Below are 21,227 nucleotides of genomic sequence, written 5' to 3' on the forward strand. Positions count from 1 at the left end.
AAATGATTTAAGACAAACTAAAGCATGTTAATTCTTTTGAAGGAGGATCATTGTGCGGAAACTGCTAAAAGGAATCTTTATTTTTCTTGTTATTATTGCTTTATTACCTTCTGATCGATATGCACATGCCCAAACCGATCAACAAACCATTTATGCCAAACGACTCGAGCTATATAAAGAAGTTGAAGCAGCTACCAATATTCCTTGGTACTATATGGCCGCTGTTGACCAATATGAAAGAAGTCTTAGGCAATCTCGACGTGATTTGCCGAAAGCGGAAGGTCTAACTGGCATTTACTACAAACCAGAGGTATGGGTTGGCCCGCTGAACCCAAATCTTGAAGATGAAAATCCGATATCCATTAAGTACTTTAACGGTTTTGGAATTGATGGGAATGGGGATGGCAAGGCTAGTTTGAAAGACGACGAAGATGTTCTCTTTGCTTTTGCCAACTTCATCCTATCTTATGGAACCGACCATGATAATATAAAGATTGGTCTTTGGGATTATTATAAACGAGACAAAACTGTAGGGATTATTATCGGCAAGTCCGAAGTTTATAAAAAATATGGTCGACTGGATCTTGATAGTCACGCCTTTCCAGTACCACTTAGATCCGATTATAGCTATCGAAACACATGGGGAGACGCTCGTGGCTGGGGTGGACGACGCATGCATGAAGGAACAGATATTTTTGCCCACTATGGTGTTCCTGTTCGTGCAACATCATATGGCATTGTCGAGATGAAAGGCTGGAACCGTTTTGGTGGCTGGCGAATCGGGATACGTGATATTAACAATAACTATCATTATTTTGCCCATTTAAGCGGCTTTAGTAAGGATTTAAAGGTAGGACAAATCGTTGAACCTGGAATGGTCATAGGCGGTGTAGGAAGTTCAGGTTATGGACCTCCTGGAACATCAGGGAAATTCCCTCCACATCTTCATTATGGAATGTATCGTGACAATGGATATACCGAATGGAGCTATGATCCGTTTCCACATTTAAAACTTTGGGAACGCCAAGAACGTGCTCGACGAAAATAAAAAGAGGACTAACGGATTCATCAAACCGTTAGTCCTCTTTCTAATTAATTAGCTTTTTTGCCTTTAGAATAAGCATTTGCCACACTTGCTGCAAATCCACCCCAAAGAATAACCATACCAACAACCATCATAACAATCGCACTCGTTGACATTATTTTGAAACCCCCTTGCTTTCAGTTGAAGGTAAATCTAATGCACCTTTTTGCCACTTGAAAGCAGCGAATACAAATCCAACAACAATGGCAGCTAATGCTACTCCCCAACCTGTATATAATAGGAAGCTTGTTGGATATCCTTCGTAATTGTCTTTTAAGTTATTGATGAAGTTTTGAATCATCATATATCCTAAAACAACTGGTGTAATAACTCCTAAGCAGATTTTCCACCATGCACCTAATAGTATATCTGACATGCTATCAGCATGCTGTTGAAGATCTTTTATTTCACGTAGTACCCACGCTACTAACACTACTTCGACAAATCCAGCCACAACGATACCAAACTGGTTGATGAAATAGTCTGCAGCATCAAGGAAGTATAATCCACCTTGAGTAGCAAATAGAATCGAAATGACCGCCGAGATTCCTCCACCAATGGCTACTGCCTTGTTACGTGATACTTTAAATTTGTCTTGAATACCAGCTACATACGTTTCAATGATTGAAATTAGTGAAGTTAAACCAGCTAATACCAAACATAAGAAGAAAATTGATCCTAATAAACCGTTAAACGCAGGGAATTCACTAATGATTTGCGGGAAAACTACGAAAGCTAACCCTACTCCACCTGCAACTACTTCACTAACAGCGACACCTTGCTGCTGAGCCATAAAACCTAAGGCAGCAAATACACCAATACCTGCTAATAATTCAAAACCAGAGTTAGCAAAAGCTGTGATAAAAGCATTATTTGTTAAGTCTGTCTTCTTTGGTAAATAACTAGAATACGTAACCATAATCGCAAAACCAATCGATAAGCTGAAGAAAATCTGACCGTATGCAGCAACCCAAACCTTAGGTTCTGCAATTAAGCTCCAGTTTGGCTTGAAGAATGCATCCAAACCTTGAGCAGCTCCATCTAATGTTACAGCGCGAACGACGATTACAAGGAATAAAATAACAAGTGCCGGAATAAAGATCTTGTTTGCTGCTTCAATACCCTTTTTAACACCTTTGAAAAGAACACCTAGTGCAATGACCCAAACTAGTACTAATGGAATAAAAACACTAGGAACGATGCTTCCAACCTGACCTGGTGCTTCAGCAAGCTTTAAATAGTCACCAAATAGGAATGCTCCTGGGTCCTTGCCCCATTTTTCTCCGAAAGAGAAGTAAGCAAATGACATTGCCCAAGCGATAATAACAGCATAATATGTTGAGATAACAAATGAAATCGCAACTTGCCACCAGCCAAGCCATTCAGATTTCTTGTTTAGACGAGCGAATGTTAATGGAGCTGATCCGCGATATTTATGACCTAATGTAAACTCTAGAACGAGAAGCGGAATACCAGCAGTTAAGATAGCGAATAAGTACGGTAAAAAGAATGCCCCTCCTCCATTTTCATAAGCTACTGCGGGAAAACGCCAGATATTTCCTAGTCCTACAGCTGATCCAACTGCTGCCATGATAAAACCTGCACGAGTCCCCCATTGTGGACGATTATCCATAGTAAAAATGACCTCCTACTGAGTCCCAAACTTTTTTCCTTATTTTAGAAAATAATTGGAACTTTTTATATTTTCTGATTATTTGATTTAATCTAAAATTAGTATAGCTAGTTTTTGTCCATCTGTCAAAACTTTATTTTTAGAATAATAATTTTGTTTAACACGTTAATATAGTAGAAGATGCGAAAATTGTGAAAAAACTAACATTTCAGAATATTATTCTCACATACTTTTCTCCCTCCTCTCTCCATTTCAGCCACCCCTTTCTTCAACTTTTCTATAGAAAAAAAGTCAGAAGAACACAGATTTCCTCTGACTTTTTCACTAACTGATTAATTGTCCATTGGCAACTCAATTGATGCACCAGAATCACCGCCGCCCCCGTTATAAAACTGTGGGACCTCACCTTTGATCAAACCAGTCGCAACCGGCACATCCTCTTTAACGGTAATAATTTCCGTAGCAAACGGTATGATGATCTGTACCTTTACTTCTACTTGAACATGTATTTCCACCCAAGTATTATTAATTCCCAATTCTTCTTTTATTGTCTTAAAGGTGGAGGTAACAGAACCGATTGAGTTAAATTTTATTGGTATTTTTGGTCCTAAGTTACCTAATAGGGCATTATTGGTAGCCTGACCTAATGGAACATAATAAACGATACCGTTTTCCTTTTTATCCGTATTGATTTCAATATCGGTGAAAGATTCAAGCTCTGAGAGATCTCCTTTTTCTGCCTTTTTAATATTGTCTTGTACCAACTCAGTTACTTCTGCTTTCACACGGTTTAGATGTTCTGCGTTTAGGAACACCACATCGCCATCACCGGTCTCTTCGAATTTTATATCCATAACATTTGTTATTTTTTTACTTACTGCATTATTTATGACGAGTGAAGCAATTTTTCGAGTTTGTGAGTTTGCATAGCTAACAAGTGTAGGCTTTAGCCCCTCATTTATAATCCAAAGACCAGCTGCTGTTGAAAAAATAAAAAACACGAAGGTAAGTAAAAAAACATATCTGAACGGCAATGGACCTCTCCGCGGCAGACGACCGCGAAATTTACGCAAGACAAATCCCCCCTTTACAAGCTATATGTATGCTGTAAAGGAGGGAACTAGCGCAAAAATATGAATTTTTTTAACTTTGATAGACTAGTTACGCTTTTTTAGGAAAGGTTGTATCACATTCAACAATCATTGTTGATAAGCTTTTGCTTAGGTCAAGTTCGTATGGGTCAATGCTTTTACCATCTTCTTCAATGATCCTTACAACCGGCCGGTCGCTGACTCCCATGTTTTGTTTGGATACAACTCCTTTACGACCATCATCAAGTATCACCGTAATTCCTACAGGGTAAATGGCTACCCCTTTACGAAATGCCTCTATTATTTTTGGATCAAAAAGGGTTCCTGACCCTGCAAACAAAATTTCTAGACCATGATGGGGTAGCATAGCATCACGATACACTCGATTTGAGGTAACCGCATCAAACACATCAGCTACCGCAATAATCTTCGCAAGCTGGTGAATATCTTCGCCTTCGATGCCTCGTGGATATCCAGTCCCATTTAGCCGTTCATGATGCTGATACGCACAATGAGCAACAATAAGGGACATCGCTGGAACATTACGAAGCATTTGAAATCCTTCTTCAGGATGCTTTTTAATCTCATCGTATTCTTGATCTGTTAATTTTCCTGGTTTCTGAAGAATTTCACATGGTACTTTCATTTTCCCTACATCGTGAAGTATGGCTCCCATCCCAAGTATTTCAAGTTCTTTTGGAGTTAACTTTAACTTCATTCCAATCGCTAGAGAATACATAGTCACATGTAAGGAATGTGTGAAGATATAGTTATCATATGTATAGACATCAGCTAACATGGTTAACAAATTTTTATTATTTTTCAACTCAAATAAAAGCTGTCGAATCAGATCTTTAAATCTTTTTGACGCTTTTTCAATAACAAATGTAGAATTAATTTTGCTATCCATTTGAAGCTCATGGAAAGTGGTTTCAATCGTTTGGACAGCCTGTCTGCGAATCGAATCGGGAAGTACCTCGATATACTCGATCCCTTCTGTTACAGAATCTTTTATATATATGTAGGTGATGCCCAGCAGTTGTAAGCGATTAAGCATTTTATCATTTAACTCTACTCCCTCGCTTAGTAAAATCTGACCTTTATCACTTCTAACTGTTTTTCCAAGTATAGTTCCAGATTCTACATTAGCGGTAGCTACTAGTCTCATTATAGTTCTCCTGTATTAGTCAGACTGACATTATTCAACAAGTCCTGACAAATTCCTACTTTATCTACTAAGATAACTCTATTATCGACTAAATATCAACATACTTTAGTACCTAATTTAAAAAATAAATAGGTCAATTGACTATATTTGCTTATCAATTAGAACAAACTAATTTCCTATTACCATTATTTCCAATTAAAACTAAAAAAAGCGCATACCCTGCGCCTTTTTAAATCATTTTTAACATGGCATCTTTTCCAAGCATACCCTTTGTAATCCCTAAATTTTCTGCTTCAAACGTTACAGATTCTAAAGGTGCCTCCAAAAGCTGCTCAATGGTTTTAACGCCAACGGCTCTACCGGCAATTACTTTTCTATCCTTAAGCTTGTCATTGAGAAGTGCCACATCAAGAGCACCACACATGATGTATCCTTTATCATTGCTCACAACGAGCAAATTTGTTTTTGGGAGTTTTACTGATACACTTAAAAAAGTGTGTCCATTGATTTCAATAGGTGAAAGCTCAATCACTTGCTACACTCTCCTTTCTTCCTTATCAATTTATGAAATAGGAAGAAAAAATGTGAGTTTCATTTGCCTAGCTATTGCAAGTTTTGAAGCTTCCAGCGTAATAAATCACGCATAAATTCTGGGAAAAAGAATACTTTATGCTCCGCTCTTCTAATCTCAGGGAACAGCTGACCAAAAGTAAACATGTCTGGAATGGCTAATTGATAACGTGTTTCTCTTTCCATTTTCTTACCATTAATATAAAAAGAGAGTCCATTATTCTCATGCTTCACCTCGACACCCTCAAAGATCATTTTCCCCATGAAAGTACCACGAAATCCAAACCCTTTAATTACCATATTTTTCCACTTCTCATCTAACGCAAGTCGAATGACTTCTTGATATTCAGCACCTGAGAGCTCGACCACCGTGGGATTTATGGGATGTGGACAAATTGTTAATAAATCGTATTCCGTAACCATTTCACTTGGTAAATCATGCAGTATTAACCCTTCATTTAAAAAGGCACTATCGACGTTACACCAGCTGCGAAGAGTTTCACAAAGAAGGCGTGCTAGCACTTCCCTGGATCGGTAAGGCTCTTTTATTCTAGCAACTTCGGTAAATAGCAAAGCCTTTCCTTCCTCATACAGCCGATTCTCCTCTTCCTTTTCGTTATCTACAAAGGGAAGTTTATTTGAATCATAAGCAATTGCTCGCTTTTTCATCACGCGAAGTGTCTTGCTATCAATCGTAAGTGTAATATGGCCAACAAACATTCCGTACTTTCCTGCAGCACCTAGAATGACATCATTTATTTCTTTTCCTTCATGAAACACATGATGGGTATGCGCCCCTAAAATCACATCAATTTCAGGAAATTGTTCAGCAATAGCTTCATCTTCATTTATGCCTAAATGAGAGAGAAGAATGATGATGTCTGCCTCTTTTTTTACTAGGGCTAGCTGTCGCTGTAGTTCTTCCATCGGTTCGGATAGTTCCCAGCCCAGCTGTCCATAAAAATGGGAGAAGTAGGCGGTCAAACCGATAACAGCCACGCGTGCTTTATTTTTCAGCTCATAAATATGATATGGCTCTACCCACTTAGGACGAGTACCTTTAGCTGTAAAAAAATTGGCTACAATCACATCAAATGTTCTCTTTTGATATAGAGTGTCTAAATCTTCGAAGGAGAGAGTAATTCCTTCATTATTTCCAATCGTTACGGCCGTGTATCCCACTTCATTTAATAACAGGGTGTTCCGCTTTCCCCGTGTAGCATCTGTAAGTGGATGCCACCGGTCCATATGATCACCTATGTCAAATAGAAGAACGTCTTCGTTTGCACTTTGGTGAAGGTCTCTTCTTCTCTGTAAGAAAGAGCTGATTCTTGTCCAGTGCTCGAAATGGCTATGTAAGTCGTTCGTGTGATAAATATGAATATCTTCTAAGGTCATACTGTCTCTCCCCTTACAAAAATGCTAAAACAAATCAAGCTGGCGAGGAGCTAAGTTTTCATACTCGATTCCGAGTAGATCAATCAGCTCAAGCGCGTTATCAGCGGCATCTCCACCAGAATTATTATTAAAAACAATGTATAGATGTTTCGTTTCTTTTTCTAGTTTTTTTATATGCTCTACCCATTGTCGCAATTCATTCTGATTATACCGATATAAGTATCTGACTTCCCGCCAGTTTTCTGTACGTTTTTGCCAACCATGCACGTTTCTTCCATGGAAACGAATTAGAAGCTTCTCTTCCCCTAGTGATTCGAGCACAGTAGGAACAGAACCCTCTCCGGATTGCGGTTCATCGCAAATGCTATGAATCCACTTTTCCTCCTTCATAAATTGAATGGTTCGTTCATAAAAGGAGGGACGAAACCACGATTGATGACGAAATTCGAGAGCACATGGGATATTCCCCATCTGTTTTTTGCACCAACGCAAGTATTCAACATGCTCCCTTTTACAATCAAACCAAGGCGGAAACTGAAACAAGACCATAGCTAACTTATTGCTTTCTATATAAGGTGTAAGAGAATCCTTAAACCCTTGAAACATTTGCTCTTTGCTTTCAAAAGGAATCTCTCCTCTCGAATGTCCTGTCATCCCTTGATATGCCTTTACAATAAAACGAAAGGAAGACGGGGTATCCTCGGTCCATCTTTGCGCATTTTTAGTAGGCTGTATAGCATAAAAGGAGGAATCAACTTCGACAGTTGGAAAAAAACCAGCATACTCTTTTAACTTATTTCTAGGTGAGGTATGTGGACCATACAAGCGATCCTGGTCACCCCAACCAGTCACTCCGATATAAATCATTACACCCCTCCAACTATTGTCATCATCATATCATATGTATGAAAAAACGTTCACCTTCTAGGGTGAACGTTTCCTTTATTTCTTAACCGATAGAACCTTCCATCTCGAACTTGATTAGACGGTTCATTTCAACTGCATATTCCATCGGAAGTTCTTTCGTAAATGGTTCAATAAAGCCCATTACGATCATTTCTGTTGCTTCTTCTTCAGAAATACCACGGCTCATTAGATAGAACAATTGCTCCTCAGAAACCTTTGAAACCTTCGCTTCATGCTCTAATGAGATGTTATCGTTTAGGATTTCGTTGTAAGGAATCGTATCTGAAGTAGACTGGTTATCCATGATTAGTGTGTCACACTCGATATTCGCACGTGCTCCGTCTGCTTTACGTCCAAAGTGAACGATTCCACGGTACGTTACTTTTCCGCCTTGCTTCGAAATCGACTTTGAAACAATTGTAGAAGACGTATTTGGAGCTAAGTGAATCATCTTCGCTCCAGCGTCTTGGTGTTGACCTTTACCAGCTAGTGCGATAGATAAGGTCATTCCACGAGCACCTTCACCCTTAAGGATTACCGCTGGGTATTTCATTGTCAACTTAGAACCGATGTTTCCGTCAATCCATTCCATTGTTGCATTTGCTTCACAAACCGCACGCTTTGTAACGAGGTTAAACACGTTGTTTGCCCAGTTTTGAATCGTTGTATAACGGCAGTAAGCATCTTTTTTGATAATGATTTCAACAACTGCACTATGAAGGGAGTTTGTTGTATAAACAGGTGCTGTACAACCTTCTACATAATGTACATGTGCGCCTTCATCAACAATGATAAGGGTACGCTCGAACTGACCCATGTTTTCAGAGTTGATCCGGAAATATGCTTGAAGTGGAGTTTCTACTTTTACACCTTTTGGTACATAGATGAAAGATCCACCTGACCATACAGCCGAGTTTAATGCAGCAAATTTGTTATCCGTTGGAGGAATCACTTTTGCCCAATGCTCACGGAAGATGTCTTCATTTTCACGAAGGGCAGAATCAGTGTCCTTAAACACAATTCCTAAGTTTTCAAGGTCTTCCTGCATGTTGTGATAAACAACCTCAGATTCGTACTGAGCAGATACTCCAGCTAAGTACTTTTGTTCAGCTTCTGGAATACCAAGCTTATCAAATGTTTGTTTAATTTCTTCAGGAACTTCATCCCAAGAACGTTCTGTCTTTTCTGAAGGTTTTACGTAGTACGTAATTTCATCAAAATTTAATGCCGCTAAATCTCCACCCCATTGTGGCATTGGCATATTGTAAAAATGCTCTAGTGATTTCAAACGGAAATCAAGCATCCATTGTGGCTCTTGCTTCATTTTTGAGATTTCTTCCACGATTTCACGTGTTAATCCACGCTTCGAGCGGAAGATAGACACATCTTTATCGGCAAAACCATATTTATAATCACCGATTTCAGGCGCTTTTTTAGCCATTGTCGTGTTCCTCCATTCGTAGGAGCATGCGTTTATGCTTCCCCTTATTCTTGTTCTTCTTTCATGCCTTTTTCCATTGCCTTCCAAGCTAAAGTCGCACATTTGATTCGCGCTGGAAATTTGGACACACCTTGTAACGCTTCTATATCACCTAAGTCTAAGCTATCGTCGTACTCTTTACCTTGCATCATTTGAGAAAACACTTCCGAAAGCTTTAATGCTTCATCAAGCTTTTTCCCTTTGATAGCTTGCGTCATCATAGAAGCAGATGACATAGAGATGGAGCAGCCTTCTCCTTCAAATTTCGCATCCTTCACGACACCTTCCTCAAGCTTAAGTGTAAGCTGAATCCGGTCTCCACATGTTGGATTATTCATGTTGATGGTTAGGCTATCGTTTTCTAAAACCCCTTTATTACGAGGGTTCTTGTAATGATCCATAATTACCTGTCTATAGAGGGTATCTAAATGATTAGAAGACATCGCTAAAATACTCCTTTGTTTTGATAAGCCCTTCCACAAGCTTATCAATCTCTTCTTCGGTGTTGTACAGGTAAAAGCTGGCACGAGCCGTTGCCGTTGCCTTAAGCCATTTCATAAGTGGCTGTGCACAATGATGACCAGCACGTACGGCAATACCTTCTGCATCAAGCACTGTTGCCACATCATGCGGATGAACATCATCGATATTGAAAGTAACCACACCAGCACGAAGACCTGGATCTTTCGGGCCATATATCGTCATGCCTTCAATTCGTGATAACTTCTCCATCGCATAAGCAGCAAGCTTATGCTCGTGAGCTTCTATATTTTCTAAGCCAATTTGCTCAAGGAAATCAATCGCAGCCCCAAGTCCAACAGCACCCGCAATAATTGGAGTACCTGCCTCAAACTTCCAAGGAAGCTCTTTCCAAGTAGATTCGTATAAATCTACAAAGTCGATCATTTCTCCACCTGTCTCAACCGGCTCCATTTTTTCTAGATGCTGTTTCTTCCCATAAAGAACTCCAATTCCAGTTGGTCCACACATTTTATGGCCAGAAAAAGCTAGGAAGTCGCAGTCTAGATCTTGTACATCAATCTTCATATGTGGAGCAGCTTGGGCACCGTCAACCACCATGATCGCACCATTTTCATGAGCGATCTTGGCAATATCTTTAATCGGATTCATAACACCTAAAACATTTGAAACCTTCATCACGGATACAATTTTGGTATTTGACGTAATGGTTGCTCTTACATCGTCTAAACTAATTGTTCCGTCCTCTTGTAGAGGAATGTACTTAAGAGTAGCACCCGTTTTTTTGGCTACTTGTTGCCAAGGAATAATATTCGCATGATGCTCCATAAAGGTGATCACAATTTCATCACCCTCACGAAGATTATCTGAACCATAGCTGTGGGCGACCATGTTTAAGGCTGTAGTTGCTCCACGAGTGAAGATTATCTCTTCGGTAGATTTTGCATGAATAAACCTTCTAACCTTTTCACGTGCCCCTTCATAAGCGTCGGTTGCTTTTGTCCCAAGCGTATGAACACCTCGGTGCACATTCGAATTATATTCTTTATAATATTTCTCTAACGATTCGATGACCGAAATGGGCTTTTGAGAAGTCGCTGCGCTATCAAGATACACTAATGGTTTGCCGTTCACTTCTTGATGTAGAATCGGAAAGTGACTGCGAATATCCTGAATATTCATTATCTTACTTTCCTTTCGATAACTTCCACTAGTTGCTTTTTCACACCTTCGATAGGAAGCTCGTTAACAACAGGAGCTAAGAAGCCATGAATAACAAGGCGTTCTGCTTCTGTTTTAGGAATTCCACGGCTCATTAGATAGTAAAGTTGAAGTGGATCCACGCGTCCTACTGAAGCCGCGTGTCCTGCCGTTACATCATCTTCATCAATAAGAAGAATAGGGTTAGCATCCCCACGTGCTTTTTCACTAAGCATTAATACGCGTGATTCTTGCTCCGCATTTGACTTAGTTGCACCGTACTCAATTTTTCCAATTCCATTAAAGATAGAAGTAGCACTGTCTTTCGTTACACCATGCTTAAGGATTTGGCCATCCGTGTGCTTGCCCCAATGAACAACACTTGTCGTGAAGTTTTGTGTTTGCTCCCCACGTCCAACAGTTACCATTTTCATGTCGCCAACTGATCCATCTCCAACAAGGTTTGTCACGTTATCAGAAATAGTGTTGCCGTCATTCATTAAACCAAGTGCCCATTCAATCCGAGAGTCACGTCCTGTTACTCCACGGCGGTTTACATACGTTGTTACACCTTTAGCTAATGTATCAACTGCACCGTATTGAACAGTCGCGTTTGTACCTGTAATTACTTCCGTTACGATGTTAAAAATTGAGCTTGCTTCTTCGATCGTTGAAATATAGTTTTCAACATAAGTCACAGAGCTATTATCTTCAGCCACTACAAGAACATGGTTGAACACATTTGCTTCCTTGTCATCATGAATAAATACCGCTTGAACTGGTGCAGAAACTTCTACGTTTTTAGGAACATATAGGAACACTCCACCGTTCATTAATGCCGCATGAAGAGCAGTAAGCTTGTGCTCATCAACCTTTACACCGTCTTTCATGAAGTACTTTTGTAAAAGATCCCCATGCTCACGAGCAGCAGTAAAGATATCTACGAATACCACGCCTTGATTTTTCAATTCCTCTGAAACAGAAAGAATTGTTGGGCGGTTATTACGTTGGATATATAATGTTTTCTCGCCTTCTTCTGTACCGATCAATGATTTTACTTCTTCCGGAAGATCAGCAAGAGTAGAATAATCTTCACTCTTAACGATATGCTTATCGAACTGAGTAAAGTTCCACTTTGTAATATTTGTTTTATCAGGTCTTGGAAATGAGAGGTTATCAGCTGAGGCTAACGCATTTACGCGAAGTTCTGTTAACCAAGCTGGCTCACCCATCTCTTTTGAAAAAGAAGTCACATATTCCTTATCGAATGGTAATACGGTTTCTGTAGTCATGTCTGGTCCCCCTAACTTACGCTTCTTGCCCGACAGTTTCGTCCTCAATGCCAAGCTCTTTTTTAATCCAATCATATCCTTCAGCTTCTAAACGTTGAGCAAGCTCAGGGCCACCAGATTTAACGATACGTCCCTGCATCATTACGTGAACGAAGTCAGGTGTGATGTAGTTTAATAAACGTTGATAGTGAGTGATCATTAAGCAACCAAACTCAGAGCTACGCATTTCGTTAATTCCTTTTGAAACAACCTTTAACGCGTCGATATCTAATCCAGAGTCGATTTCGTCAAGGATTGCAATCTTTGGCTGAATCATCATTAATTGCAGAATCTCGTTACGCTTCTTTTCTCCACCAGAGAACCCTTCGTTTAAGTAACGTTGAGCCATATCTGGGTCCATTTCTAAAAACTCCATGTTTTTGTCCATTTGACGGATAAATTTCATTAAAGAAACTTCGTCTCCCTCTTCACGACGGCTGTTAACAGCTGAACGCAAGAAGTCCGCATTTGTTACCCCACTAATTTCACTTGGGTATTGCATCGCTAGGAATAGACCAGCACGTGCACGCTCATCCACTTCCATTTCAAGTACATCTTCTCCATCAAGAGAGATGGAACCAGAAGTTACTTCATATTTAGGATGTCCCATAATTGCAGAAGACAAAGTAGATTTACCTGTTCCGTTAGGTCCCATGATTGCATGGATTTCTCCACCCTTAATTTCAAGAGTTACCCCTTTTAGAATTTCTTTCTCATCGATTGACACATGTAAATCCTTAATGGATAAAGTTGACCCTGACATATCTATTACCTCCATAATTTGAAAGAAAATTAGTTATCTCTTTGCTATAAAAACTTTATTTTCATTCTCATTTTATTCTCATTACAATCTTATAACAAATGAAATGTGATATCAACTCTTATGAACCTCATCTCGACATATTACCTACCTATTTTTTTCTCCGACTATCTTTTCTATGTACGATACCACTGGCTCAACAAAAAAACCAGTGGAATTCACCACTGGCTCTTTTTTCTTCTATATAATATACAAGCTACTAGGCATGAACCCTACGATCCAAATCTGCAATCATTCTTTGACTATGCAGATAGTTTTGTTGCCTTGCTTTTTCAATTTTCATTCTAACCTTATGCCTTCGACTGTAGGTTTCAAATCCCACTCCATGAGCTGCATACATCGCCTTTTCCATCTCACTCGTGTAGTTCAACCTTAGTTGACTGATAATGAATCCATCCCTTCCAAATATCGCTTTATTCGACTTTCTTTGGTCACATCTATCGTAACACAGGTCAATTCTTTGGAACAAAGCCGAAAAAACACGATATTTAAGGATGTATACAGCTAAGACTTTGTTAGAAAAACTCACCTTATGATTTCCAGTGTTTTCTAGCCAAATACTCTCGATAGGAGCTTAACTCACTGTTTTAATTGATTAAAATCATCCATTGTATTTTGGACAAGTGTAACAGCCTGGCTCAGAGCGGCTCCACCACCAAACGCTGCTGTAACGCCCACTGCTTCAAGAATTTCTTGCTCAGTTGCCCCTTGATCCATACATCCTTTGATATGGTAGATGATGCAATATTCATCCTGAGAATATAAGCTAATTCCTAATGCAATTAATTGCTTTTGTTTTTGAGACAAGACTCCTTCTTTAAAACATGCTTCTGTAAATGAATTAAAATGGCTAGCGATATCTGGCATTTTTTGCGTAAACGTGCCAAGTCCTAGTTTATAATCATGTAGAGCTTCTTCACTCGGATTATTTGCAATAAATCCTTGATCCATTTGTCCCACTCCAGTCTTTAAGTTATGTAGTATCACATATGTTAGTATCCTTGAAACAACACAAATTATTACAAAAAAACAGATGCCTCTTAAAGAGACATCTGCATTTTTTATTATTCTGATACAGGTACTACAGCACCTTTATACTTTTCAAGAATGAAATCTTGAATTTCTTTTGAGTGTAACACTTCTACTAAAGCTTTAATTGCTTCAGAGTTTTCGTCGTCTTTACGTACTGCGATTACGTTTACGTATGGAGACTCTTTGTCTTCGATTGCGATTGAATCTTCAATTGGGTTCAGACCTGCATCGATTGCATAGTTTGAGTTGATAAGTACTGCATCACCTTCATCATTGTTATAAATTTGTGGTAATAATGATGCTTCATACTCTGTGTCAAAGTGAAGGTTTTTAGGGTTTTCTGCGATATCTTCAACCGTTGCTTCTACATTGTTTACGCCTTCTTTAAGAGTAATTAATCCCTCTTTTTCAAGCATGGTTAAAATACGACCGTGGTCTGCTACTGAGCTGCTCATGATGATATGTGCTCCTTCAGGAAGGTCATCTAAGCTCTCGTACTTTTTAGAGTACACACCCATTGGTTCGATATGAATTCCACCAGCATTAGCAAAATCATAGCCATGCTCAGCCATTTGAGACTCAAGGTAAGGAATGTGTTGGAAATAGTTTGCATCAAGATCACCAGATTCTAACGCTTGGTTAGGTAGGATGTAATCTTGGAACGTTTCAATCTTTAATTCGATTCCTTTTTCCTCTAAAAGCGATTTTGCTTCTTCTAGAATTTCAGCATGAGGTACGTTAGAAGCTCCCACTACTAATTCAGTTGTTTCTGCTGCTTCTTCACCTTCACCACCGTTTGACTCATCATCATTTGCTGTACCGCAAGCTGCTAGAACTAAAGCAACTGCTAATGATAAAAATAAGCTTAAAAATTTCTTCATTTTTGTCTCTCCTATCTTTTATCTAGTTTTGATGTTATAGAATCTCCAATAAATTGGATAATAAACACAATTATTAAAATGATAACAGTAGCCACAAGGGTTACGTCACTACGACTTCTCTGGAACCCTTCGAGATATGCTAGGTTTCCTAAACCACCCGCACCAATCACACCAGCCATTGCTGTATAACTCACCAAAGCAATAGCCGTAACCGTAATACCAGATACTAAAGCTGGCAATGATTCAGGAATAAGCACCTTAAAGATAATCGTGCTAGTTTTAGCACCCATTGATTTAGCTGCCTCAATAACTCCTTTATCAATCTCACGCAATCCGATTTCCACCATTCTCGCGTAAAACGGAGCGGCACCAATAATTAAAGCCGGTAAAGCTGCATTCTCACCAATCATCGTATCTAGTATAAGCTTTGTAAAAGGAATCAAAAGAACAATTAATATAATAAAGGGAATCGAGCGGAAGACGTTCACGACAGAACTGATCACTTTATTCACTAATGTATTTTCCCAAATATTACCCTTAGCTGTTAAAAATAATAAAAGTCCTAAAATTAAACCAAGAACAAATGTAATAACAACTGATATAGCTGTCATATACAGGGTTTCATTCGTTGCTTCAATCATTTTTTCCCAGTTCACGTTTGGTAAAAGTGTCTCAAGCATTCGAAATCACCTCCACTCCAACCTGTTGTGATTCGATATATGCAATGGCCTTTGAAAGCTCTTCCCTTTCCCCATCTAAGTGGATAAAAAGCGTTCCATAAGAACCATTTTGTGTTTGTGATATTTTCCCTTGCAGGATATTTACAGTTACCTGGTAATGGCGAATAAGGTTCGTAATCAGCGGTTGCTCTGCTGCTTCTCCAACAAAACCTAGTTGAACGACTGTACCATGCGGATACAGTTCTAATAAGTGTTCAATTGTTTCCTTCGTTTCTTCAGGTTCTGTTACTTGCTGAACAAATCGTTTCGTAATTTCTTCCTTAGGATGCTTAAATACGTCAAGTACTGGGCCGAGTTCAACAACCTTTCCACCTTCCATAACAGCTACACGATGACAAATCTTTCTAATGACGTGCATTTCATGAGTGATAAGGACGATGGTTAAACCTAAACGCTTATTAATATCAACTAATAGCTCTAGAATCGAATCTGTTGTTTGTGGATCAAGAGCAGATGTTGCCTCATCACAAAGGAGAACTTTGGGATTGTTAGCAAGTGCTCTCGCAATTCCTACTCTTTGTTTTTGCCCACCACTCAATTGAGAAGGGTAAGCGTCTTCTCTTCCTTCTAATCCAACCAAACGAATAAGCTCGTCTACTCTTTTCATTCTTTGCCCTTTAGGAACTCCTGCAATTTCAAGTGGAAATGCAATATTTTCTCTTACTGTTCGAGACCATAAAAGGTTAAAATGTTGGAATATCATGCTTATTTCCTGTCTAGCTTTACGAAGGCTACTACCTTTAATTTTCGATACTTCATTATTTGCCACAATAACGGATCCCTCAGTAGGAATTTCTAACCCATTCAGCATACGAATAAGCGTACTTTTCCCTGCGCCACTATAACCAATTACACCGAAGATTTCTCCTTCAGTAATTTCTAAGTTTACATTATCAACAGCCGTTACTTTTCCTTGTCTTGAAGAATAAATCTTTTTTACGTCTTTTATCGAGATCAAAGGTTTCTCCCCCTTCCATTTCCGATTATTCTGATAAAACTACATGCTGTCATGCTACAGAAAGGTACAATACAACTTAGGTTCTATCATCCGGTTCATTCCTATTCGAATGAGAGCACTCTAAATGAACATAAAAAAAACCTTTCTGCATGAGCAGAAAGGCAGAAAGTATCACCTTTCTCTCATCTATCAAAGCAATACGCTTTGTGTGAATTGGCACCATTTCAATAATTTGACGGTTGCCGGGCTTCATAGGGCACATCCCTCCACCTCTCTTGATAAGAGCTTATCAATCTATATGAACTTTTTTAGTTGTAGTCTTAATCACGAGTGCTATCTTATCATGGAAAAACGGGAGTGTCAACGATAAATTTCGACAAAAATCTTATGGATTACACATGGCTAGTAAGCGAGGTTTTTCCTGTCGCTAATGTAATCGCTTGCTCTAAATCTTCAACTAAATCCTCCACATTTTCAATCCCAATCGAGAGACGAATTAAATCCTCTGGAACGCCTGCTGCTTTTAACCCCTCTGTGTCAAGCTGTTGATGAGTTGTGCTTGCAGGATGAATGACTAAGCTTTTTGCATCACCAACATTGGCAACATGTGCCCAAAGTTTGAGACTATTTATAAACGTTGCTCCAGCCTCTCGCCCTCCGTCGATTCCAAAGACAACGACAGAACCTGCTCCTTTAGGTAAGTATTTCTTCGCAAGCTCGTAGTCTGGATGCTTCTCATTTCCTGGATACATCACCCAATTAACCGCTGGATGTGCTTCTAGATACTCTACGATCTTCTTCGTATTTGCCACATGCTCCTTCATTCTCACATGCAAAGTTTCTAAACCTAGAGTGAATTGAAAGGCATTTTGAGGGCTTAATGCTGGACCTAGATCACGTAGCAATTGAACTCTTGCTTTTACAATATAAGCTGCAGCACCAATTGCTTCACTATATACAATATCATGATAGCTGGCATCAGGGGTTGTGAATCCAGGAAACTTCGCCGAATTCCAATCAAACTTTCCGCCATCCACGATAATACCCCCAAGAGTTGTACCATTCCCTAAAAGCCATTTTGTTGCCGAATGAATAACAATATCTGCACCATGCTCAATTGGACGACATAAATAAGGAGTCGCAAAGGTATTATCGATAACAAGAGGAATACCTGCATCATGTGCGATCTTTGCGACATTTTCGATATCCAGAATTCGCAAGCTTGGGTTTCCAATGGTCTCTGCAAAGATCGCCTTTGTTTTCTCTGTAATAGCTTGCTTAAAATTCTCTGGATTGGTTGAATCGACAAACTTCACATTGATACCATATTTAGGTAATGTTATAGCAAATAGATTATATGTACCTCCATATAGATTCGAAGCTGCAACGATTTCATCCCCTGCTTCAGCCAAATTTAGGATCGCCAGTGTAATCGCTGCCATTCCGCTCGATACAGCGAGTGCTCCTACTCCACCTTCAAGGAGGGCCACTCTTTCTTCGAACACTGTAGTAGTTGGATTATGAATGCGTGTATAAATATATCCCGGTTCAGCAAGTGCAAAGAGATTAGCAGCATGTTCAGTGCTTTTAAATTGATAAGCATTGTTTTGATAGATCGGTACTGCTCTTGCTCCTGTAGTAGGATCTGGACTTAATCCACCATGGACACCAAGTGTTTCTAACCGATACTTCTTCTGTTCTGTCATACCAGTCCCTCCACCACTCTTTATAAGAATTTTTATTAATCACGTAGATGATGGTATCATGGGTAAAATTGACAAGTCAATAATATTTTAGAAAGTTCAGAAAAATTTCAAATATTATTGGCATGCTTATATGGCTTTACTAAAAAGAACAACGTTTCTAAGTATAAAGCTGTTCTAAACGAGGATTGTAAGGAAATAAAATTTGATAATGTTGCTTGTCTGAGTTTGATTTCCCCACGGAGCAAGGATATAATATCTTCCTTCTTTCCTTGAAGATGTGCGTCAATATGATGATGATCTTTTTCGAATAGAAGTTCAACTTTCCCCTTATTTATATGGATAAAGAAGGCCTCATCTTCTGATCTAATACAAATAACAACGGGTGCCTTCTTTAAAAAAGGCAGTAAATGACTACGGTTATTCCATTCATTCACTGTTCTTTGTAACTGAACATGCATCGGTCTTCCTCCTCTAAATATACGGATACATATATATTCCACTCTGAGAGAAGGCTTACCTTTAATATCTTTTCGACAAATTTTCGGGGCGTTTGTCAGGGGTACCTAACAAGCTTTGTATCGAATGCTGTAGTTAGAGTTCATTTCCCGAGAAATATGTCACCTTTTTGAACGAAATTGCTATTACTGTCGAAGGGATTCGTGCATCCGCAAATAAAAAAAATCAGACTAGTACCGTCTGATTCCTAAAATGATTTTAAACTTTCATATAAAAATGGTACCGATTGAAAAGCATAAATTTTCTTAACTAGTTTATTGTTTCTTATAACAAGTAAACAGGGAACAGACTCAATCGAATATTGCTCAGCTAACGCTGGAACAAAATTCAGATCTGCCTTTAACCAGTTATGTTGTGGCAATAGCTGTTCAACGACCCTGAGCATTTTTCCTGCTACTTGGCATGTACCACATAATGGTGTGTACAAGTAGAGAAATTTTGTTTCCTCAACCGAGAGGAGCCGTTCCCTGTTACTATCTAGCAATTCTTGCATGTTGTTACCCCTTCTTACACTTTGTCTAAAAATTGCGTAAAGACGTCGATGTTTGCCCCTAACAACACAGTAGCTAAATGATGTTCTGGTGCGGTTGCGACCTCCCTGTAAGTTCGATCGATGTATAAATGGTCTGCTTCAGGAAATTCCCGTTTGAATAGTCTTCGAAGCTTTTCTCCCGCTTCATCAGCATCAACAAGGATGTAGACATCCTTTCCAAACAAATCATCAATGATTTCATCGAGCTTCGAAAGGGATATCGTTCCATTCGTACAAATAATGTCTACAGGCTCCTTAATAACCTTTTGCACCTTCTTTTTGTCTGACGTACCTTCTACAATAATTACTTTTTCAGGTCTCACTTCAGTCATATGCATCACCTGTGAACATGTTGTATTTTCTTTACTTTATTCATTATTCTCGAAAGAGGTGTACAATTCCTCTAACTATTTACGATTATAAAAAAATAAACAGCGAAAAAAAACCGCTGCCCTTTGATTAACACCATCCACCTTCATCACAATCCGTGTATCTTGGTTCGTCACTGGATGGAGTGGATACAAGCTGAAAAATCTTCTCTCCAGCGTTTTCAAAATGATGCTCAAGTTGCATATCACTCCCACTCGGTAAAGTTACCTTTCCGATTCTCTCATTTTCTAGATAAAGCACAATTTCGCCATTTTGAAGTTTTCCAACAACACGGTCTGTAATATCTAATTTTCCTTGCTGCAAAGTCATGTTGTTTGCCACCCTTTCTTTTCTATCTTAGGAGTAGCATGCCCATGTTTGCTAGAAAAAAAAGAGACAATAAAAGACACCTAAAAGGTGCCTTCTGTATTAGTCTTCGTTAATCATTTCTTCATATTGCTCAGCTGTCATTAGATTATTTACTTCACTTGCATCAGTTGGCTCAACAACAATCATCCAAGCTTTTTCGTATGGTGACTCATTAACGAACTCTGGGCTGTCGTTTAAATCTTCGTTTACTTCAACTACTTTTCCGCTTACTGGAGCATAAAGTTCAGATACTGTTTTAACAGATTCAACGCTACCGAATGGCTCATCAGCAGTTACTGTGTCACCTACTTCTGGAAGTTCAACAAATACGATGTCACCAAGCTCTGATTGAGCGAAATGTGTAATACCGATACGAACGGTACTTCCTTCTGTTTTTACCCATTCATGTTCTTCAGAATAACGTAGATCCTTTGGTGTACTCACGATAAAACCCTCCATTATTATGTATTAATTGTTGGTTACTTTGTAAGCCATACTTTTTCATAGTCTGCTTCCTTAAAGCCAAGCGTTACTTTCTCTCCATCTGTTAGCAATGGGCGCTTGATTAACATTCCGTCTGAGGCAAGAAGCTCAAGAAGCTCGTCCTCTGAAGATGTTGCCATTTTATCTTTCACACCAAGCTCACGATATTTTTGTCCGCTCGTGTTGAAGAATTTTTTCAGCTCAAGTCCACTTGCTTTATAGTAGGATTCAAGTTCCGCTTTTGAAGGAGGCTGCTCTACGATATGTACCTCTTGATACTCAATATTGTGAGAATCCAGCCATTTTTTTGCGTTTCGGCAGGTTCCACATTTCGGATACCAATAGAAGGTCAATGCCATGTTACCACCATCCTTTTACACTTTCAATTGCATATTAACATAATTAGGTACAAATTCATAACTTTGACTACGAAAATTTCGGGGAATTTCTCTGTTTACGAACGAATCCCCCCTTCATCTA

At 39.1% G+C, this 21,227-nt stretch carries 25 protein-coding genes and 1 riboswitch; of the genes, 1 reads left to right on the plus strand and 24 read right to left on the minus strand.

All coding sequences use genetic code 11. The features are described 5' to 3' along the window. The first annotated feature begins 49 nt into the window (after nt 1-49). Nucleotides 50-1,048 carry a M23 family metallopeptidase gene (locus tag ACVBAX_RS18175; RefSeq protein ID WP_447118328.1) on the plus strand — a complete coding sequence of 333 codons (999 nt, stop codon included), beginning with the start codon at nt 50-52 and terminating at the stop codon, nt 1,046-1,048. A gap of 44 nt (nt 1,049-1,092) precedes the next feature. On the opposite strand, the gene ACVBAX_RS18180 is transcribed toward ACVBAX_RS18175, so the two are convergent. The 24 genes from ACVBAX_RS18180 to ACVBAX_RS18295 all read right to left on the minus strand — a co-directional run bounded on the left by ACVBAX_RS18180 (nt 1,093) and on the right by ACVBAX_RS18295 (nt 21,106). Next, on the minus strand, nt 1,093-1,200 hold the full coding sequence (locus tag ACVBAX_RS18180; RefSeq protein ID WP_430775058.1) for a methionine/alanine import family NSS transporter small subunit: 108 nt from the start codon (nt 1,198-1,200) through the stop codon (nt 1,093-1,095). Next, nucleotides 1,200-2,717: a sodium-dependent transporter gene (locus ACVBAX_RS18185; protein WP_447118269.1), complete on the minus strand. Its 1,518-nt coding sequence runs from the start codon at nt 2,715-2,717 to the stop codon at nt 1,200-1,202. The genes ACVBAX_RS18180 and ACVBAX_RS18185 overlap by 1 nt, the downstream gene beginning before the upstream one ends. Nucleotides 2,718-3,049: 332 nt before the next feature. After that, nucleotides 3,050-3,790 carry a sporulation protein YunB gene (yunB, locus tag ACVBAX_RS18190; protein WP_430775056.1) on the minus strand — a complete coding sequence of 247 codons (741 nt, stop codon included), beginning with the start codon at nt 3,788-3,790 and terminating at the stop codon, nt 3,050-3,052. A gap of 88 nt (nt 3,791-3,878) precedes the next feature. Then, nucleotides 3,879-4,976, minus strand: coding sequence for an HD-GYP domain-containing protein (locus ACVBAX_RS18195; protein WP_447118270.1), 1,098 nt, complete (start codon nt 4,974-4,976; stop codon nt 3,879-3,881). A gap of 229 nt (nt 4,977-5,205) precedes the next feature. Continuing rightward, the gene (locus ACVBAX_RS18200; protein ID WP_430775054.1) at nt 5,206-5,508 is read right to left on the minus strand and encodes a YunC family protein; all 303 of its coding nucleotides are present in this window, start codon (nt 5,506-5,508) and stop codon (nt 5,206-5,208) included. A gap of 71 nt (nt 5,509-5,579) precedes the next feature. Beyond that, nucleotides 5,580-6,944, minus strand: a complete 1,365-nt coding sequence (locus ACVBAX_RS18205; RefSeq protein WP_447118271.1) for a bifunctional metallophosphatase/5'-nucleotidase — start codon at nt 6,942-6,944, stop codon at nt 5,580-5,582. Between the two features lie 24 nt (nt 6,945-6,968). After that, on the minus strand, nt 6,969-7,811 hold the full coding sequence (locus ACVBAX_RS18210; RefSeq protein ID WP_447118272.1) for a DUF72 domain-containing protein: 843 nt from the start codon (nt 7,809-7,811) through the stop codon (nt 6,969-6,971). A gap of 82 nt (nt 7,812-7,893) precedes the next feature. Further along, the gene (gene sufB / locus ACVBAX_RS18215; RefSeq protein ID WP_119709820.1) at nt 7,894-9,291 is read right to left on the minus strand and encodes a Fe-S cluster assembly protein SufB; all 1,398 of its coding nucleotides are present in this window, start codon (nt 9,289-9,291) and stop codon (nt 7,894-7,896) included. A gap of 44 nt (nt 9,292-9,335) precedes the next feature. Continuing rightward, the gene (sufU, locus tag ACVBAX_RS18220; protein ID WP_430775052.1) at nt 9,336-9,773 is read right to left on the minus strand and encodes a Fe-S cluster assembly sulfur transfer protein SufU; all 438 of its coding nucleotides are present in this window, start codon (nt 9,771-9,773) and stop codon (nt 9,336-9,338) included. Beyond that, nucleotides 9,763-10,992 (minus strand): cysteine desulfurase, encoded by a 1,230-nt coding sequence (locus ACVBAX_RS18225; protein ID WP_430775051.1) that lies wholly within the window; start codon nt 10,990-10,992, stop codon nt 9,763-9,765. The genes sufU and ACVBAX_RS18225 overlap by 11 nt, the downstream gene beginning before the upstream one ends. Then, complete coding sequence (sufD, locus tag ACVBAX_RS18230) at nt 10,992-12,302, minus strand: Fe-S cluster assembly protein SufD (RefSeq protein WP_430775050.1); 1,311 nt, start codon at nt 12,300-12,302, stop codon at nt 10,992-10,994. The genes ACVBAX_RS18225 and sufD overlap by 1 nt, the downstream gene beginning before the upstream one ends. A 16-nt stretch (nt 12,303-12,318) precedes the next feature. Next, on the minus strand, nt 12,319-13,104 hold the full coding sequence (sufC, locus tag ACVBAX_RS18235; RefSeq protein WP_430775049.1) for a Fe-S cluster assembly ATPase SufC: 786 nt from the start codon (nt 13,102-13,104) through the stop codon (nt 12,319-12,321). A 256-nt stretch (nt 13,105-13,360) separates the two neighbouring features. Beyond that, complete coding sequence (locus ACVBAX_RS18240; protein WP_447118273.1) at nt 13,361-13,690, minus strand: hypothetical protein; 330 nt, start codon at nt 13,688-13,690, stop codon at nt 13,361-13,363. Nucleotides 13,691-13,740: 50 nt separating this feature from the next. Then, nucleotides 13,741-14,112: a carboxymuconolactone decarboxylase family protein gene (locus tag ACVBAX_RS18245; protein ID WP_430775047.1), complete on the minus strand. Its 372-nt coding sequence runs from the start codon at nt 14,110-14,112 to the stop codon at nt 13,741-13,743. Between the two features lie 113 nt (nt 14,113-14,225). Next, nucleotides 14,226-15,074 (minus strand): MetQ/NlpA family ABC transporter substrate-binding protein, encoded by an 849-nt coding sequence (locus ACVBAX_RS18250; protein WP_430775046.1) that lies wholly within the window; start codon nt 15,072-15,074, stop codon nt 14,226-14,228. A gap of 11 nt (nt 15,075-15,085) precedes the next feature. Continuing rightward, a complete protein-coding gene (locus tag ACVBAX_RS18255) occupies nt 15,086-15,754 on the minus strand; it encodes a methionine ABC transporter permease (RefSeq protein WP_447118274.1) in 669 nt (222 codons plus the stop codon). Continuing rightward, the gene (locus ACVBAX_RS18260; RefSeq protein ID WP_447118275.1) at nt 15,747-16,772 is read right to left on the minus strand and encodes a methionine ABC transporter ATP-binding protein; all 1,026 of its coding nucleotides are present in this window, start codon (nt 16,770-16,772) and stop codon (nt 15,747-15,749) included. Before ACVBAX_RS18260 ends, ACVBAX_RS18255 begins: the two co-directional genes overlap by 8 nt. Nucleotides 16,773-16,951: 179 nt before the next feature. Further along, nucleotides 16,952-17,057: riboswitch (SAM riboswitch) on the minus strand. Between the two features lie 107 nt (nt 17,058-17,164). Continuing rightward, the gene (locus ACVBAX_RS18265; RefSeq protein ID WP_447118276.1) at nt 17,165-18,478 is read right to left on the minus strand and encodes an O-acetylhomoserine aminocarboxypropyltransferase/cysteine synthase family protein; all 1,314 of its coding nucleotides are present in this window, start codon (nt 18,476-18,478) and stop codon (nt 17,165-17,167) included. Nucleotides 18,479-18,585: 107 nt separating this feature from the next. Next, nucleotides 18,586-18,936, minus strand: coding sequence for a hypothetical protein (locus ACVBAX_RS18270; protein WP_447118277.1), 351 nt, complete (start codon nt 18,934-18,936; stop codon nt 18,586-18,588). 245 nt (nt 18,937-19,181) lie between these two features. Continuing rightward, nucleotides 19,182-19,487 carry a thioredoxin family protein gene (locus ACVBAX_RS18275; RefSeq protein ID WP_447118278.1) on the minus strand — a complete coding sequence of 102 codons (306 nt, stop codon included), beginning with the start codon at nt 19,485-19,487 and terminating at the stop codon, nt 19,182-19,184. A gap of 14 nt (nt 19,488-19,501) precedes the next feature. Then, a complete protein-coding gene (locus ACVBAX_RS18280) occupies nt 19,502-19,858 on the minus strand; it encodes a toprim domain-containing protein (RefSeq protein WP_430775040.1) in 357 nt (118 codons plus the stop codon). 127 nt (nt 19,859-19,985) lie between these two features. Next, nucleotides 19,986-20,225: a YusG family protein gene (locus tag ACVBAX_RS18285; RefSeq protein ID WP_430775039.1), complete on the minus strand. Its 240-nt coding sequence runs from the start codon at nt 20,223-20,225 to the stop codon at nt 19,986-19,988. A gap of 99 nt (nt 20,226-20,324) precedes the next feature. Then, nucleotides 20,325-20,708: a glycine cleavage system protein GcvH gene (gene gcvH, locus ACVBAX_RS18290; RefSeq protein WP_447118279.1), complete on the minus strand. Its 384-nt coding sequence runs from the start codon at nt 20,706-20,708 to the stop codon at nt 20,325-20,327. Nucleotides 20,709-20,743: 35 nt separating this feature from the next. Continuing rightward, nucleotides 20,744-21,106 carry an arsenate reductase family protein gene (locus ACVBAX_RS18295; protein ID WP_430775037.1) on the minus strand — a complete coding sequence of 121 codons (363 nt, stop codon included), beginning with the start codon at nt 21,104-21,106 and terminating at the stop codon, nt 20,744-20,746. Between the last annotated feature and the right edge of the window lie 121 nt (nt 21,107-21,227).

The sequence above is a fragment of the Robertmurraya sp. GLU-23 genome (assembly GCF_052983275.1).